We start from the raw sequence: 14,987 nt of genomic DNA, 5'->3' as shown, positions 1-14,987 counted from the left end.
GTAATGCGTCGTTGTCGCGCTATGTCGTGCGCGTTGTAAGCGTTGCGGCGCGGGCGAAGCAAGCGTCATGCGCCACGCGCGGCCGCGACCACTGTCTGCAGCCAGTCGAGCAGCGCGCTCACGGAGTCGATGCGCGTGCGCGCCGTGGTCTCGCCCGCGCCGACCTTGATGGACAGCCCGTCGCGCTCGTTGACGACCGCAAAGCCTTTTTCGTCGGTCAGGTCGTCGCCGGCAAACACCGCCTTGCGTCCGACAAACGGCGGCTCGTCGAGGAACGCGCGCAGCGCGCGGCCTTTGTCGACATCTTTCGGCTTGATCTCGTAGACCATCTTGCCCGGCTGCAGCACATATGAGCTCGGGTAGTCCGCGACGAGCCGCTGGGTCGCCTCGCGCGCCGCCGGCTCGCGGTCCGGCGCGTTGCGATAGTGCAGCGCGAGCGCCGCGCCCTTGATTTCGAGCAGCATGCCGGGGTTGGCGTTGACCACGTCGGCAAGCACCTGCTCCATACGCAGAAGCCGCTCGTCGTGAAAGCCGATGCGTTGCGTGTCGCCATTCGCGTCGCGCCGCTCGGCGCCGTGCAGACCGGCAATCGGCAAATCGGGCATGCCGAGAAAGCTGTCGATGCTGTCGATGCCGCGGCCCGACACCACCGCGACCGCCCCGTTCGTCAGGCGGCGCAGTTCGCTCAGCAGGTCGATCACGCGGGGCTGCACCTGCACGCCGTCGGGCGTAGGCGCGAGCTCGACGAGCGTGCCGTCGAAATCGAAGAAAAACGCGGTCTCGCTCGGAGACAGGAAAGCTGGAAGTGCGTGCATCGGTCAATTTGCCTTTCGGCCTGTGCAGCCGGAAAAGTGTGCGCATCTTACCGCGCATCCACCAATTTTTCGAGAAACGAAGCCGCGCCGACAGCGCGAAGGCGCGGCGGCGGCGCCCGATCAGAGCGCGCTCGCCCGCATTGCGTTCAAAACGGAAACGATCCGGCTTCAGCCGGCTTTCAGCCACGTGCGTCAAATTGCCTCGCAAACCGCGCTCCCGTGGGCTGTGAGCGACGCCCTCCGTCAATTTGCGATACAGTCGCAGCCACACGAGACTTTGGCGTTACGACGATTTTTGTTCACTATCGCGAACCGCACGCTTCGCGAGGCGCGCGCCTTGACGGCGTCGGAGCGCACACGCGGCGGCAAGTGCCGCTCTTCAATCGAGTCATGGATACCTGCTTTGTTCCCGACCCTCTCACTGCGACGGCTGCAACCTGACCGGGCGGCATCGCGCCGCGCCGGAACGACGCGCCGGCTGGCGCCGGCGGTCAGGGCGGGCGCGCTCGCCGCCATGGTCGCGCTGGCGGGCTGCACGAATGCCGGGCCCCCCTGGCATTTGACCAATGTGAGCGGCCATTTGCCGGACCTCGATTTCTCGCTGACAGGCGACGACGGCCGTCCCGTCACGGGCGCTTCGTTCCGGGGCCGCGCGTCGCTCGTCTATTTCGGCTACACGCATTGCCCCGACGTCTGTCCCGAAACCATGGGACGGCTGATGGAGGTGCTCGCCAAACTGGGCCCCGACGCGCAAAAGGTGCGCATTCTCTTCATCACCGTCGACCCCGCGCGCGACACGCCGCAGGCGTTACACGACTATGTCGGCGCATTCGACTCGAAGCATGCCGAGGGACTGACCGGCACCGACTGGCAAATCGAGTCGCTCGCAAAGCGCTACCGGGTTGCGTATCAGATGGAAAAACGCGACCCCAACGGCAATTACGAAGTCACCCATAGTTCCGCCGTCTACGTTTTCGACGCACAAGGCCGCGCGCGCCTGCTCGCGACCGACAACGACACGCCCGATGCCATTGCAGAAGACCTGCGCCGCATCGTCGATCAACGCTCCTGACCATTGACCATGACTTTTATCACGAACCACGTCCGAACTCTGTCCGCGCGTGCGGGCGCATTGGCCGGCGCCCTTGCCCTCTCGCTTGCCTTCGCGAGCAACGTCAACGCGGCCGGCGCGCAGGCGATCACCGCCAAAAACGCGTGGGTGCGCTGGCTGCCGAACAACCTGCCGGCGGCCGGCTACGTGACGCTCGTGAATGCCGGCGACAAGCCGGTCGACCTCGTCGACATTTCGAGCAGCGATTACGGCGACGCGATGCTGCATCAAACGGTGTCGAACGGTTCGTCGCAGAAAATGGTGATGGTCGACAAGCTCACGGTGCCGGCGCACGGCCAGGTGGCGATCGCGCCCGGCGGCTATCACGTCATGCTCGAAGATGCGAAGCACAAGATCGCGCCGGGCGACACGGTGCACCTGAAACTGAAGTTCTCCGACGGCGCCACGCTCGACACGCCATTCGCCGTGAAGTCGCCGGCGCAGACCAAGTAAGCCCGACTGTGCCACTGTCCCACTGTCCGCAGCAATGAACCTGCTCTACTGGCTCGATCCCTGGGAATTTTCGCCGACGGTTGTGCTCGCGCTGCTTGTGCCCGCCCTATTGTTCGTGCGCGGCGCGGGCCGGGCAAAGGTATCGATGGCGCGGCGCATTGCCTTCTGGTTCGGGCTCGTGGCCTTGTACGTGGCGTTGCATACGAGGCTCGATTATTTCTTCGAGCACGAGTTCTTCATGCATCGCGCGCAGCATCTCGTGCTGCATCACCTTGGACCGTTTTTTATCGCGCTGTCGTATCCCGGCGCCGCCTTGCGCGCGGGCATTCCGTTCAGCTGGCGGCAACGCTTCGTGCGGCCCGTTCTGGCCACGCCGGCCGTGCGCAAGCTGCTCGATGTCGTCATGCATCCGGTCGTCGCGGTGGTGCTGTTCGTCGGGCTCGTCTACTTCTGGCTGATGTCGCCCATCCATTTTGTCGCGATGCTCGACTGGCGGCTTTACCGCGTGATGAACTGGAGCATGGTGATCGACGGCCTGCTGTTCTGGTGGCTCGTGCTCGATCCCCGGCCCGCGCCGCCCGCCCGTTTATCGCCCGGCAAGCGCGTGCTGGTGGTCATCGCCGCGGTTCCGCCGCAGATCGTCCTTGGCGCGTTTATCTTCTTCACGCCGCACGAGCTGTATCCGATCTACTCGATCTGCGGCCGCGCGTTCACATGGCTGAGCCCGATGCGCGATCAACAGATCGGCGGGCTGCTGCTGTGGATTCCCGGTTCGATGATGAGCGTGATCGGCGCGCTCATCGCGCTGCGTCACTGGATGCGCTTGTCCGCCCGCGGTCGCCTGCGCGGTGAGCGCCGCGCGATGGCGCGGGGAGCTGCGCGGGCCGACGCCAACCGCGCAACGAATGCACTCGCCGCGAGAACCGCCTCGTCAACCGACACGAGCCGCGGCTGATGCGCCCAATGATGTGCGACTCGCGCGGCGCTTGAAGCGGCGTCGATGCCGCGGCCGAAGCCGTGAGCCGCTTTATGCCGAACGCATCCAGACGTGCGGAATGCCGTCTTCTTCGTGAATCTCCGAGACTGGCTCGAAACCGAATGCGCCGTAGAAACGTTGCAGATGCGCCTGTGCATGCAGGCGAACCGGCGTGCCGGGCCACTGCGTGCGAATGTGCGCGATCGCGCGCTCCAGCATCGCGTTGCCGAGGCCGATGCCGCGAAAGTCCGCGGTCGTCAGCACCCGGCCGATGCGGATATCGGCGTCGTCGGCGTCGGGCAAAAGCACGCGCAGATAGCCGGCAAGCGGCGGCCGCGTCGTGAGCGCCGCGGCTCGCGCGCACTCACCGGCGGGGGCGCCGAACGCGAGCAGATGCCACGCGTCGAGGTCGAGTCCGTCGATATCGCCATACAGGCAGTTCTGCTCGATCACGAAGACTGCGCTGCGCGCGGCGAGCATGGCGTAGACCTCGGCGCTCGTCAGTTCGTCGAACGCTTTCCAGCGCCATTCGAGTGCCGCGAGGCGCGCGGCGGCGGTTTGCTGCGGTTCAGTCATGAGAGGATTTTCTTTTTGAGTCGCGCCGTTGCAAGCAACAGCGCGATAAGGGCGAGGCAACGAGCCAACGCTCATGGCTCACGGCGACGACGCCATGATGCGGCGCGCAGCATCCGGATGGTGCTTCGGTTATTCAGGAAACCGTGTGATTTTACGCGTCTCGGCAAGGTCGCCGCTGGTTCGCGCCGCTTTGTTGCACAGCTTCGTTGCACAGTTTTGTCGGGCAGCGTTGTGGCCCAGCTTCGTTGCGCCGCTTTCTGGCGCTGCTTTGTCGCGCCGCTTTCTGGCGCCGCTTCGTCGCGCCGTTTCGTCATGCAGTCACTCCCGCAGCTTCCGCCCTACTCGCTTTCGAACACCGGTTGCACAGGCCGCGCGAGACATTCGACGAGATTCCCCGGTCCACACAGATGCAGCGCGCCCATCACCACCAGCGTGCGCTGCGCTCGCGGGAACAGATTTTTCACGCGCTCAGCCCACAGGCGATTGCGCGTATCCAGAATCGCGCGCCGGATCTCGGGCAAGGCGAACATCGGCGATTCGACGGCGATGCGATGCACGGCCGCGAGATCGCCCTCGAGCCACGCCGCGTAGATGCGCTCGAGCGTGCGCTGCGGCTCGCCGACGTCCTTCATCAGCGCTGCGAGCGCGGCGGCGACGACATCGGGCGGAATCGACTCGAGCGCGTCGGCGACTTCGCCCGCCGTCTCCAGATACTCGAAAGGTTTCCCATGCGCAAGCGCCCACCGCAGCATGCGCGGTTCGACGCCCTCGACGAGCTGCTGAAAAAGCGTCGGCGCGACGATCAGCGCGGCCCACGGCCTGAGATCGGCGAGCGGCGCCAGCGGGCCTTCAGTCGGCCATGCGGCTTGCAACTGCGTCCACGCGTCGGCGGAAAGAAGCGCGTGCAGGCGTGGCACGCCGCCGGCGGACCCGGCTTTCAGGAACGGCAGGATGGTCGGCGGATCGGATTCGAATACCAGCGTTTCGGCCCAGTCATAGGCTTCGTCGACCCAGGGCGGCGTTCGGCGGCTCGCAGCGGGAAAGAGATGCATCGAGCCAAGCAGGCGCACTGTCGTGCCGGGAATGTGCAGATACATGCGTGTCGGATGGCGAAGGGCGAAGAGCAAAGCCGCATTGTGCGCCATGTCGTCGGCGTGGTGCCGCTGGCGTTGGAGGCCTCGCACTGCACACGCGTTCAAGCCGGCGCCGAGCGCAGAAAAAGAAAAGCCCCGACAGGTCGGGGCTTTTCTGCACTTCAACTACTGGAGGCGCGAGCCGGAGTCGAACCGGCCTAAACGGCTTTGCAGGCCGCTGCATAACCGCTTTGCTATCGCGCCGCAAGCGGATTGGAACCTAGCTGCAGATTCGCTGATTTGTCTCGTGGACAACCGTCAGCCCACCAAACAAAAAGGGAAGCGTTGCTTCCCCTGATGTATGGAGCGGGAGACGAGGCTCGAACTCGCGACCTCAACCTTGGCAAGGTTGCGCTCTACCAACTGAGCTACTCCCGCATTGCACTGCTTCGCAACGCCTTGCACTTTGACTTCGCCACACTACTTACTGAACAACGCGCTGCTTCAAAAATCTGGAGCGGGAGACGAGGCTCGAACTCGCGACCTCAACCTTGGCAAGGTTGCGCTCTACCAACTGAGCTACTCCCGCATTGCACTGCTTTCTTCTACTGCCACCGACGCTCAGAACTGCGTGCATCGGAGAAACGAGATTATGGAGAAACGACTGAAACGTGTCAACCCCCTTTGCTAATCTCTTTAACTGAACAGATTTCACTCACGGGCTTGCCGCTTGTCGCTGCTTATCGCCGCGCTTATCGTCGCGCTTTTCGTCGTGCTTCTCGCCACTTGTGGCTGCCTCTCGCCGCCATACGACATAGCCGGGACAACGCGGGAACTCAGACCACCCCGCCCCGTTCGCGGATTTGCGGCCACGCGAGCTTCATGTAATAGAGCATCGACCAGATGGTCAGGAATGCCGCGAGATAGATGAGCCACAGGCCCCACGTGCGCGTGTCGATGGCCACGCCGCCGCCGAACGACAAGGGACCGTTGAACAGCAGCATGGGAATCGCCACCATCTGGCAAGCCGTCTTGAATTTGCCGAGCGAGTTCACGGCGACGCTCTTTGACGCCCCGATCTGCGCCATCCATTCGCGCAGCGCCGAAATGGCGATCTCGCGTCCGACGATCACGAGCGCAATTGCCGAGTCGATGCGCGCGAGCTGCACGAGCACGAGCAACGCGGCTGTCACCATCAGCTTGTCGGCGACCGGATCGAGAAACGCGCCGAACGCCGAGGTCTGATTCCACTTGCGAGCCAGGTAGCCGTCGAACCAGTCTGTCAGCGCGGCCAGCACGAAGATGGTCGCCGCCGCGAGATTGCGGTGCGCCGGGCTCATCATCATGTCGGGCAAATAGAACACGCCGACGACGAGCGGAATCAGAACGATCCGCAGCCAGGTCAGGAAAATCGGGAAGTTGAACGGCATGGGCAGGCGCAGCGTCTGACAGGAGAGATGCAATTGTGCCGTGTCACCGTGCCTGCCACAAGCAAAGCGGCGCCGCGAGCCTGGGTGTGCGCCTTACGTGTGCGCCCCACGCGTGAGCCTGAGGCGCCGGCCCTCACGGGGCGCGCGGCGGCTGCCGCCCGGGCGCCGAGCGGCGAGCGTCACGAATCAGTGCAATTGCCGGTAGATCTGCTCAGCGAGCGCCTGCGAAATGCCTTCGACGCTCGCGAGGTCCTCCACGCTTGCCGCGACCACCCCGCGCAAGCCGCCGAAGCGCGCCAACAGCCGCTGCCGCCGCTTCGCGCCCACGCCCTCCAGTTCTTCGAGCCGCGACGTCTGGCGCGTCTTGCCGCGCTTCGCGCGCATGCCGGTGATGGCAAAGCGGTGCGCCTCGTCGCGGATTTGCGCGACCAGCATCAGCGCGGCGCTTTCCTTGCCGAGTTCGAGCGGCGCGCGGCCGTCGGCGAAAATCAGGGTTTCCAGGCCGACCTTGCGCCCCTCGCCCTTCGCGACGCCGACGAGCATCCCCGTGTCGAGGCCGAGCTCGGTGAACACCTGGCGCGCGATTTCGACCTGGCCCTTGCCGCCGTCGATCAGCACGATGGTCGGCAGAATGCCGCCCGACGCGACCGGCTCCGCGGCCTCCGGCGCCAACGACGGATCCGCGGCCGCATCGCTTTGCAGCTCGACGGCTTCGTCGGAGGCGTTCGCGGCGGCTTGGGCGACCATCTTCTCGTAGCGGCGCGTGAGGACCTGGCGCATGGCCGCGTAGTCGTCGCCGGGCGTGATGCCGGTAATGTTGTAGCGGCGATATTCCGACGACTGCATCTTGTGATGGTGATACACCACGCACGACGCCTGCGTCGCCTCGCCCATCGTGTGGCTGATGTCGAAGCATTCGATCCGCACGTGCGCGAGGTCGTCGCACTCCATGCCGAGCGTGTCGGTGAGCGCGCGCGTGCGAGCCTGCTGCGAGCCTTGCTCCGACAGCAGCCGCGCGAGCGCGAGCCGCGCATTCTGCTCGGCCATCGCGAGCCACGCGCGACGCTGGCCTTGCGGCTGACGCAGCACGGTGACCTTGTGGCCGGCCTGCTCGATCAGCACGTCGACGAGTTCGCGCGTAGCCGGCGCGTGACTGACGACGAGCACGGGCGGCACGCGGTTGCCCAGATAGTGCTGGGCGATGAACGCCTCGAGCACTTCGGATTCGATGCCGCCCGCCGCGCGGCGTTTGCGCGGCTTGGCGGCTTCGCTGCCGGATGCGGGGTCGGTGTCGGCGCTGCCTGGGTCGACGCTGTCCGAGTCGTCGTCGGCTGGGTCATCGTCGATTGCCTCGCCCTCGCTCCCTTCCTCGTCTTCCGGCGGCAGCTCCTCTGCAATGGCGAGCGCGTCGGCGTCCGCTTCCCGGCCTGCGTCGTGTTCGACCGACGAACCCGTGTCCGGCGCGATGCCCGCCAGCGCGTCCTCGTCGCCGGCATCTTCCAGACCGCCCTCTTCCGCGGTGAGCGCGCTTTCCACGTGCGCGGGAAAATAGGCTTTATCGCCGAGGTGCCGCCCGCCGCGCACCATCGCGAGGTTCACGCAAACCCGCCCGCCCAGCGCGACCACCGCGAGAATGTCGACGTCGCTGTCGCTGCCCACTTCAATGGCCTGCTGATGCAGCACGGTCGAGAGCGAACTCATCTGGTTGCGCACCGCCGCCGCCTGCTCGAACTTCAGCTCGCTCGCGAACGCGTGCATCTTCTGCTCGAGTTCCTTCATCACCTCGCCCTGGCGGCCGAGCAGAAAGCGCGATGCATTGGCGACGTCGCGCGCGTAATCCTCTTCGCTGATGTTCGCGACGCACGGCGCCGTGCAGCGCCCGATCTGGTGCAGCAGGCACGGCCGCGTGCGGTTGTTGAAGACCGAGTCCTCGCAGGTGCGCAGCTGGAATACGCGCTGCAGGATCTGAATGCTCTCGCGCACCGCCCAGGCGCTCGGAAACGGCCCGAAGTACTGGTTCTTCCGATCCACCGAGCCGCGGTAGTACGCCATGCGCGGGAACTTGTGGCCGGTCAGTTTCAGATACGGATACGACTTGTCGTCGCGAAACAGAATGTTGTAGCGCGGCGCGAGCGCCTTGATCAGATTGTTTTCGAGCAGCAGCGCCTCGGCCTCGGAACGCGTGACGGTCGTCTCGATACGCGCGATGCGCGTCACCATCATCGCGATGCGCGGCGACAGCTGCGTTTTCGTGAAATAGCTCGACACGCGCTTTTTCAGATCGCGCGCCTTGCCGACGTACAGCACCGCGCCGTGCGTGTCGTAATAGCGATAGACGCCTGGCAGATGCGGCAACTGGGCGAGCACTGTCTTCGGCTCGAATTCGATGCTTGCTTCGGGTTCGGTCATGCAGATGGGCTGGGTGGAACGGTCTCGCGAAGAGTCGCGCCGCCGGACGCGCGCCCGCGTTGCGGCCGGCGCGCGAAAATCGGACGGATGCTGTGTACAGGTGCTTTAGAATCGCCAGTTTAGAACATTCCGCGTCCGCCCGAGCCCTGCTCATGTCCTCCACTGCGCCGCTCCCTGGCTCTCCCGCCGCGCCGCCGGGCCCACCGGCCGCGGCCATCGCGTGCGATATCTTCTGCGCGGTGATCGACAATTTCGGCGACATCGGCGTGTGCTGGCGTCTTGCGCGGCAATTGGCCGCCGAGCACGGCTGGCAGGTGCGCGTCTTCGTCGACGATCTGCATGCGTTCCAGAAGCTGTGCCCGTCGCTTGCGCCGGATCGCGCGCGGCAGACGGTCGCCGGCGTCGTCATCGAGCATTGGCATACGCCCGCGCACGCGGGCGACACGCTGGAGACGGCCGACGTCGTGATCGAGGCGTTCGCCTGCGAGCTGCCGCCGCTCTACGTGGCGGCGATGGCGCAGCGCGAGCGCGCGCCCGTGTGGATCAACCTCGAATATCTGAGCGCCGAAGACTGGGTCGCCGACTTTCATTTGCGGCCGTCGCCGCATCCGCGCTATCCGCTCGTCAAGACGTTCTTTTTTCCCGGACTCGGGCCGGGCACGGGCGGCGTGCTGAAGGAACGGAATCTGGATGCCGCGCGCGCCGCGTTCGAAGCATCGCCGGCCGCGCGCGATGCCTGGTGGCGCGAAACCGTCGGCCGTGCGCCGCCCGCCGACGCGACCGTCGTATCGCTTTTCGCGTATGAGAATCCCGCCGTCGACAGCCTCCTCGAGCAATGGCGCGACAGCGCGGAACCGGTGGTGCTGCTCGCGCCGGAGGGCCGCATTTCCGGTGCGCTGGCGCGCTTTTTCGGGCTGCCTGCGTTCGGCGCGGGTGTCCATGCGGAGCGCGGGGCGCTGAGCGCGCACGGCCTCGCGTTCACGGAGCAAGCGGGCTACGACGCGCTGCTGTGGGCGAGCGACCTGAATTTCGTGCGCGGCGAGGACTCCTTCGTGCGCGCCCAGTGGGCCGCGAGGCCATTCGTCTGGCACATCTATCCGCAGGCCGACGACGCTCATCTGCCGAAACTCGATGCCGCGCTCGCGCACTACGCGCGCACGCTTCCCGCCGAGCCCGCCGCTGTGCTCGCGCGCTTCTGGCACGCGTGGAACGGCGGCGGCGCCCCCGACTGGGCGGCGCTGTGCCGTCACGCTCCCGCGCTCCGGCGGCGCGCGGTCGAATGGGCCGGCGAGCTGGCGCAAGTGGGCGACCTCGCGGGAAATCTGGCCTTGTTCACAAAAACTCAGTTAAAATAAGCGGTTATCCAACGGCCGACGACGCAAGCGCGGCCCGATCGCAGCAAAAATCCTGGTCGAAAGCGGGTTCGAGCGAACTCGTGAAAGCGCCCGGACCGCGCTGCCGACCGGCGCCACTCGTGTACACGCCCGCATCGGGTAAAAAAGCAGGTAACGGACTGCGGGATAGTTGGAATGGCGGCGGCTAATAGGCAACATCAGTCGCAACGTCGGCGGCAACGTCGGCGGCAACGTCGGCAACAGCGCCACCGAATCCCGCGGCAAGCCCGCCACGCTTCATGCACGCTTCCCGCCAGGCCGTCCCGGCGCGGCGCGAGGTGCAGGAAACGTCGAAGCCGCTTGCGCCGTATGCCGTTGAGCACCAGTTACAGCTACTTATTTCGTACAGGACAGTTTTATGAAGACCGCACAGGAACTCCGCACCGGCAACGTCGTAATGATCGGCGCAGACGCCATGGTCGTGCAAAAGGCCGAATACAACAAATCGGGCCGCAACTCCGCCGTCGTCAAGATGAAGTTCAAGAACCTGCTGACCGGCGCAGGCATGGAAAGCGTCTACAAGGCAGACGACAAGTTCGACGTCGTCGTGCTCGAGCGCAAGGAAGTGACGTACTCTTACTTCGCCGACCCGATGTATGTGTTCATGGACGCCGACTACAACCAGTATGAAGTCGAAGCCGAAATGATGGGCGACGCAATGAACTACCTCGAAGACGGCATGGCTTGCGAAGTCGTCTTCTACAACGACAAGGCCATCTCCGTCGAACTGCCGACCACGCTGGTCCGCGAAATCATCTATACGGAACCGGCTGTCAAGGGCGACACGTCGTCGGGCAAGGTGCTGAAGAACGCCAAGCTCAACACGGGTTTCGAACTGCAAGTGCCGCTCTTCTGCAACATCGGCGACAAGATCGAAATCGACACGCGTACCCACGAGTACCGCAGCCGCGCCTAAGCGCCGGTCACCTCTCTTAGCGCGACGCATCGCGCTTGAGAAAAAATGAGAAAGCGCCCAGATTGGGCGCTTTTTCTTTTTTGTGCCGCCGAGTATCGTTGAGGAAAACTTTACCGGCAATTTTCTCAAAATTGCCGGCGCCGCCGCCCGTTCTTGCCGGCTCTCGCCCGGGTAAGCCATTGATCTAGCAAGCCAAAACGCATTGGCACAAGTCATGCTAGTCAACACTTACCTTATGTTTCTCGACTGCGGAGATGCGAGATGAACGACGACATCGCGGAAGGCAAGTGGAAGCAACTGGTTGGCAAAGCCAAGGCGGCATGGGGCGAGCTGACCGACGACGAATTGACGAAGGCCGAAGGCCGCGCCGATCGTCTGGCCGGCCTGATCCAGGAACGTTACGGCAAGACCCGCGAAGAAGCTGAGCGTGAAGTGCGCCGCTTCTTCGACAGCAACCGGGATATCTGACGCGAGAAAGTGAGGTAAGTACCGGCGCCCTTGCCGTCACATCGTGGCCGCAAGGACGCCGGCGGATTCCGACGAGGGCGGCGCGACGCGGAACAGCGGGTCGCGAATCGCCCTTTTGCTGCAACAAAGGACCAGAACTACGTGAGTCGACTCGCCGCCCGCACCGCCCGGCGTCATGCCCGCCGGATCCGCACTCATGCCGACTGGAGGGCCGCTGCCGCGCCGACTCCATCGAGGCAGCGCGCGTGGCGACGCATCCGACCGACAGTACCGGCCAGCCATCGCGCCCGCGCCGCACGCCCCGCTCCGGGCGCGCAGAAGCAGGTCTTTCATCCATTTAATAAGTTGCGCTCGCCATGCCACACGCCCTGATTGTTGAAGACGATCCCAATAGCCTGTCGGGCCTGTCCGCCATTCTTGCCGCCGACGGCTTCTCCGTCGACACGGCGACGACCATCGCCGAAGCGCGGGCCGCGCTGACGCGCTTCATTCCCGACGTCGTGCTCGTTGACCTGAATCTGCCCGACGGCAGCGGCCTCGACCTGTTGCAGCATTTGCCCGCGCATCCGCCAGGCGGCGCCCTGCCCGTCATCGTGATGACCGGCAACGCGACCGTCGAAAGCGCGATCGAGGGCTTGCGGCACGGCATCTGGGACTATCTGCTGAAGCCGGTAAACATTCCGCGGCTGCGCAGCCTGCTCGCGCGCATTCCGCGCCCGTACGAGCTGACCGAGGAAGTGCAGACGCTGCGCGCGTCACTGCGTCAACTCGGCCGCTTCGGCTCGATGCTCGGCCGCAGCCCGGCCATGCAGCACGTCTACGACACGATCGAACACATCGCGCCGACGGAAGCCGCCGTGCTCATTTCGGGCGAAGCCGGCACCGGCAAGCAGGTCGCGGCCCGCACGATGCACGACATGAGCCGGCGCCGCAAAGGTCCGTTCGTCACGCTCGACTGCCGCGGCGCGGGCGGCCCGCCGGCGCTCCGCTCGCTCGACAGCGTGTTGTTCGGCCACGAACGCGGCGCATTCAGCGGCGCGGAACAGCGCGAGCCGGGCCTGTTCGAGCAGGCGAGCGGCGGCACCCTTTTCATCGACGAAATCGCGGAGCTGCCGCGTGCGCAGCAGGAGGCACTGCTGCGCGCGCTCGATTCGCAGACTTTCATGCGTGTCGGCGGGACGAGCCAGGTGGTGACCGATTTCCGTCTGATCGCGTCGACGCGCAAAGTGCCGCGCGCTGCGGTGGCCGACGGCAGCCTGCACGAAGACCTGGCGCTGCGCCTCGAAGCCGCGGCGGTGACACTGCCTCCGTTGCGCGAGCGCGGCGAAGATCCGGCGCTGATCGCGCAGGCTATCGTCGACGAACTGAATCACGACGCTGCGGCGCGCGGCGCGTCGGAGATCGCGAAACAGATCGGGCCGAATTTCCTGCGCGAATGTCTGAGCTACGAATGGCCCGGCAACGTGCGCGAGCTCGAGGACCGCGTGCGGCGGGCGTATCACGCGTCGGGCGACGTGCTCGAATCGTTGCGCGCGGACGAAGCCGGCTCCGTCAATGGCCGCGATCTGAACGGCAGCCGTGTGCAGGTTACGGTCGGCACGCCGCTCGCGGACGTCGAAGAAATGCTGATTCGCGCGACGCTCGACGCAGTCGGCGGCACGCGCCATCGGGCGGCGTCGCTCCTCGGCATCAGTCCCAAAACGCTCTATAACAAGCTGCAGCGAATGCGGCTGAACTGACGCGAGCCGGCCGCCTGCGGGCATCGGATGCAAAAACGGCGTCTCATTCGAGACGCCGTTTTTTGACTACCGCCCGCCGCTTGCGGCTCAGGCGAACACGCTGCGCAGCAGCGCCTGCGCTTGCAGATACTGCGGCTGCGCGATCAGCTTGCTCCACTTGATCGGCTTGCCGCGAGCCCGCATGCGCTTCAAGCGCTGCTGCGATTCCTTCGACGGCGTAAAGCGCAACTCGTCCAGCACCTTTTCGGCCTGGTCGGGCTGATTGCAGATCAGCACCATGTCGCAGCCGGCTTGCAGCGCGGCAGTCGCGCCTTCGGTGAGCGTGCCGCCCTGGCGCGCGGCTTCCATCGAGAGGTCGTCGCTGAAAATCGCGCCCTCGAAACGCAGCTTGCCGCGCAGTATGTCCTGCAGCCACACGCGCGAAAAACCCGCCGGCTTCGAATCGACTTGCGGATACACCACATGCGCCGGGATCACCGAGCCGAGCGCGAGGCCTAGCCAGTCATAAGGCGCGACATCGTCGCGCAGGATTTCGTCGAGCGAACGGTCGTCGACGGGCATCGCGACGTGCGAATCCGCATGCGCGAAACCATGCCCCGGGAAATGCTTGCCGCAATTGCTCATGCCGGCGAGCGCAAGACCGTGGTTGAGGCTTTTCGCGAGCAGCGTCACCACGCGCGGATCGCTGTGGAACGCGCGATCGCCGATCACCTGCGACTGACCGTAATTCAGGTCGAGCACTGGCGTAAAGCTCATGTCGATCCCGCAAGCGCGCAGCTCCGATGCAAGGATATAGCCGACCGCGGTGGCGACCTTGGTGGCATGCAGCACGTCGCTGTCCCACAGCGCGCCGAGCTTGCCCATGGCCGGAAGCACCGTGAAGCCGTCCGTGCGGAAGCGCTGCACGCGTCCGCCTTCGTGATCGACGGCAATCAGCAGATCCTCGCGAATCGCGCGGATCGAATCGGTCAACGCGATCAGTTGCGCGCGGCTTTCGTAGTGGCGCGCGAACAGGATCACGCCGCCGGTCATCGGGTGAGCAAGGCGGCGCTTGTCGTCGTCGTTCAGCGTTTTGCCGACCACGTCGAGCATGACCGGTCCGGGAATGGTTTTCATCGAATTCCGTTGGAAGAATGCGTGAAGCAGGAAAAGCCGCGGCCGCGCGGGCCGCGCCTCGGTGTTGTTATCCAGCGGCGCTCGAGGGATGCGCGCCGCGCGCCTCGTCGACGTGCGTGGTTTCGGCGATCACGAACGACACCGCGTAGTCGCGCTCGTCGCTGATCGTGACGCGCGCCGTGATGCCGCGCGCGTCGAGCCATTCGGCGAGTTCGCCGGATGCGACCACCATCGGCTCGCCGCTCGGCTTGTTGAGCGTTTGCAGCGCGCGCCATGTCATCGGCCAATGCATGCCGAGACCGATCGCCTTGGAGAACGCTTCCTTCGCCGAAAAACGCGTGGCGAGAAACGCGAGGCCGCGCGCCGCCGAACGCGCGTGGCGTGCGTGATAGACGCGCAGTTCGTCGGGACCGAGCACTTTCTCGGCGAAGCGGCCGTTGGTGCGCTGCATGACCGCCGCGACGCGGCTCACCTGCACGATGTCCGTCCCGATACCGTAGATCGCCATATG

At 65.3% G+C, this 14,987-nt stretch carries 14 protein-coding genes and 3 tRNA genes; 7 read left to right on the top strand and 10 right to left on the bottom strand.

All coding sequences use genetic code 11. The features are described 5' to 3' along the window. Nucleotides 1-65: 65 nt before the first annotated feature. The gene (gene otsB / locus ACEN8U_RS18965) at nucleotides 66-815 is read right to left on the bottom strand and encodes a trehalose-phosphatase (protein WP_015003377.1); all 750 of its coding nucleotides are present in this window, start codon (nucleotides 813-815) and stop codon (nucleotides 66-68) included. Between the two features lie 514 nt (nucleotides 816-1,329). Here otsB and ACEN8U_RS18960 point away from each other — a divergent pair. From ACEN8U_RS18960 to ACEN8U_RS18950, 3 genes are read left to right on the top strand one after another with little or no spacing between them, the layout of a single operon-like run. Then, the gene (locus ACEN8U_RS18960) at nucleotides 1,330-1,887 is read left to right on the top strand and encodes an SCO family protein (protein WP_051156790.1); all 558 of its coding nucleotides are present in this window, start codon (nucleotides 1,330-1,332) and stop codon (nucleotides 1,885-1,887) included. Between the two features lie 9 nt (nucleotides 1,888-1,896). Next, a complete protein-coding gene (locus ACEN8U_RS18955) occupies nucleotides 1,897-2,379 on the top strand; it encodes a copper chaperone PCu(A)C (RefSeq protein WP_015003379.1) in 483 nt (160 codons plus the stop codon). A 34-nt stretch (nucleotides 2,380-2,413) separates the two neighbouring features. Then, the gene (locus ACEN8U_RS18950; protein ID WP_015003380.1) at nucleotides 2,414-3,334 is read left to right on the top strand and encodes a cytochrome c oxidase assembly protein; all 921 of its coding nucleotides are present in this window, start codon (nucleotides 2,414-2,416) and stop codon (nucleotides 3,332-3,334) included. A gap of 72 nt (nucleotides 3,335-3,406) precedes the next feature. Here ACEN8U_RS18950 and ACEN8U_RS18945 read toward each other — a convergent pair whose 3' ends face one another. The 7 genes from ACEN8U_RS18945 to uvrC all read right to left on the bottom strand — a co-directional run bounded on the left by ACEN8U_RS18945 (nucleotide 3,407) and on the right by uvrC (nucleotide 8,843). Then, nucleotides 3,407-3,931, bottom strand: a complete 525-nt coding sequence (locus ACEN8U_RS18945; protein ID WP_015003381.1) for a GNAT family N-acetyltransferase — start codon at nucleotides 3,929-3,931, stop codon at nucleotides 3,407-3,409. 338 nt (nucleotides 3,932-4,269) lie between these two features. Beyond that, nucleotides 4,270-5,028 carry a TraB/GumN family protein gene (locus ACEN8U_RS18940; RefSeq protein ID WP_041745620.1) on the bottom strand — a complete coding sequence of 253 codons (759 nt, stop codon included), beginning with the start codon at nucleotides 5,026-5,028 and terminating at the stop codon, nucleotides 4,270-4,272. Between the two features lie 166 nt (nucleotides 5,029-5,194). Beyond that, nucleotides 5,195-5,268, bottom strand: a tRNA-Cys gene (locus tag ACEN8U_RS18935). 98 nt (nucleotides 5,269-5,366) lie between these two features. Continuing rightward, nucleotides 5,367-5,442 (bottom strand) — tRNA-Gly (locus ACEN8U_RS18930). 75 nt (nucleotides 5,443-5,517) lie between these two features. Beyond that, a tRNA-Gly gene (locus ACEN8U_RS18925) sits at nucleotides 5,518-5,593 on the bottom strand. A gap of 247 nt (nucleotides 5,594-5,840) precedes the next feature. Beyond that, on the bottom strand, nucleotides 5,841-6,434 hold the full coding sequence (gene pgsA / locus ACEN8U_RS18920) for a CDP-diacylglycerol--glycerol-3-phosphate 3-phosphatidyltransferase (RefSeq protein ID WP_013589141.1): 594 nt from the start codon (nucleotides 6,432-6,434) through the stop codon (nucleotides 5,841-5,843). Nucleotides 6,435-6,620: 186 nt separating this feature from the next. Then, nucleotides 6,621-8,843, bottom strand: a complete 2,223-nt coding sequence (gene uvrC / locus ACEN8U_RS18915; RefSeq protein ID WP_015003383.1) for an excinuclease ABC subunit UvrC — start codon at nucleotides 8,841-8,843, stop codon at nucleotides 6,621-6,623. A 152-nt stretch (nucleotides 8,844-8,995) separates the two neighbouring features. Between uvrC and earP the strand changes: the two genes are divergently transcribed. The 4 genes from earP to ACEN8U_RS18895 all read left to right on the top strand — a co-directional run bounded on the left by earP (nucleotide 8,996) and on the right by ACEN8U_RS18895 (nucleotide 13,360). Next, entirely contained in the window at nucleotides 8,996-10,198 is a 1,203-nt protein-coding gene (gene earP, locus ACEN8U_RS18910) for an elongation factor P maturation arginine rhamnosyltransferase EarP (protein ID WP_041745622.1), read from the top strand. A 397-nt stretch (nucleotides 10,199-10,595) separates the two neighbouring features. Then, nucleotides 10,596-11,153 carry an elongation factor P gene (efp, locus tag ACEN8U_RS18905; RefSeq protein WP_013589144.1) on the top strand — a complete coding sequence of 186 codons (558 nt, stop codon included), beginning with the start codon at nucleotides 10,596-10,598 and terminating at the stop codon, nucleotides 11,151-11,153. 261 nt (nucleotides 11,154-11,414) lie between these two features. Continuing rightward, the gene (locus tag ACEN8U_RS18900; RefSeq protein WP_041745626.1) at nucleotides 11,415-11,621 is read left to right on the top strand and encodes a CsbD family protein; all 207 of its coding nucleotides are present in this window, start codon (nucleotides 11,415-11,417) and stop codon (nucleotides 11,619-11,621) included. 356 nt (nucleotides 11,622-11,977) lie between these two features. Continuing rightward, complete coding sequence (locus ACEN8U_RS18895) at nucleotides 11,978-13,360, top strand: sigma-54-dependent transcriptional regulator (protein ID WP_015003385.1); 1,383 nt, start codon at nucleotides 11,978-11,980, stop codon at nucleotides 13,358-13,360. 87 nt (nucleotides 13,361-13,447) lie between these two features. Here the strand turns inward: ACEN8U_RS18895 and nagZ are convergent, their stop codons facing one another. Next, complete coding sequence (gene nagZ / locus ACEN8U_RS18890) at nucleotides 13,448-14,476, bottom strand: beta-N-acetylhexosaminidase (protein ID WP_015003386.1); 1,029 nt, start codon at nucleotides 14,474-14,476, stop codon at nucleotides 13,448-13,450. Between the two features lie 67 nt (nucleotides 14,477-14,543). Next, complete coding sequence (gene acpS / locus ACEN8U_RS18885; protein ID WP_015003387.1) at nucleotides 14,544-14,984, bottom strand: holo-ACP synthase; 441 nt, start codon at nucleotides 14,982-14,984, stop codon at nucleotides 14,544-14,546. Nucleotides 14,985-14,987: the final 3 nt, after the last annotated feature.

It is taken from the genome of Paraburkholderia phenoliruptrix (assembly GCF_047325075.1).
Taxonomy (GTDB): Bacteria; Pseudomonadota; Gammaproteobacteria; order Burkholderiales; family Burkholderiaceae; genus Paraburkholderia; species Paraburkholderia phenoliruptrix.
This window is presented reverse-complemented; position numbering and strand designations above follow the sequence as displayed.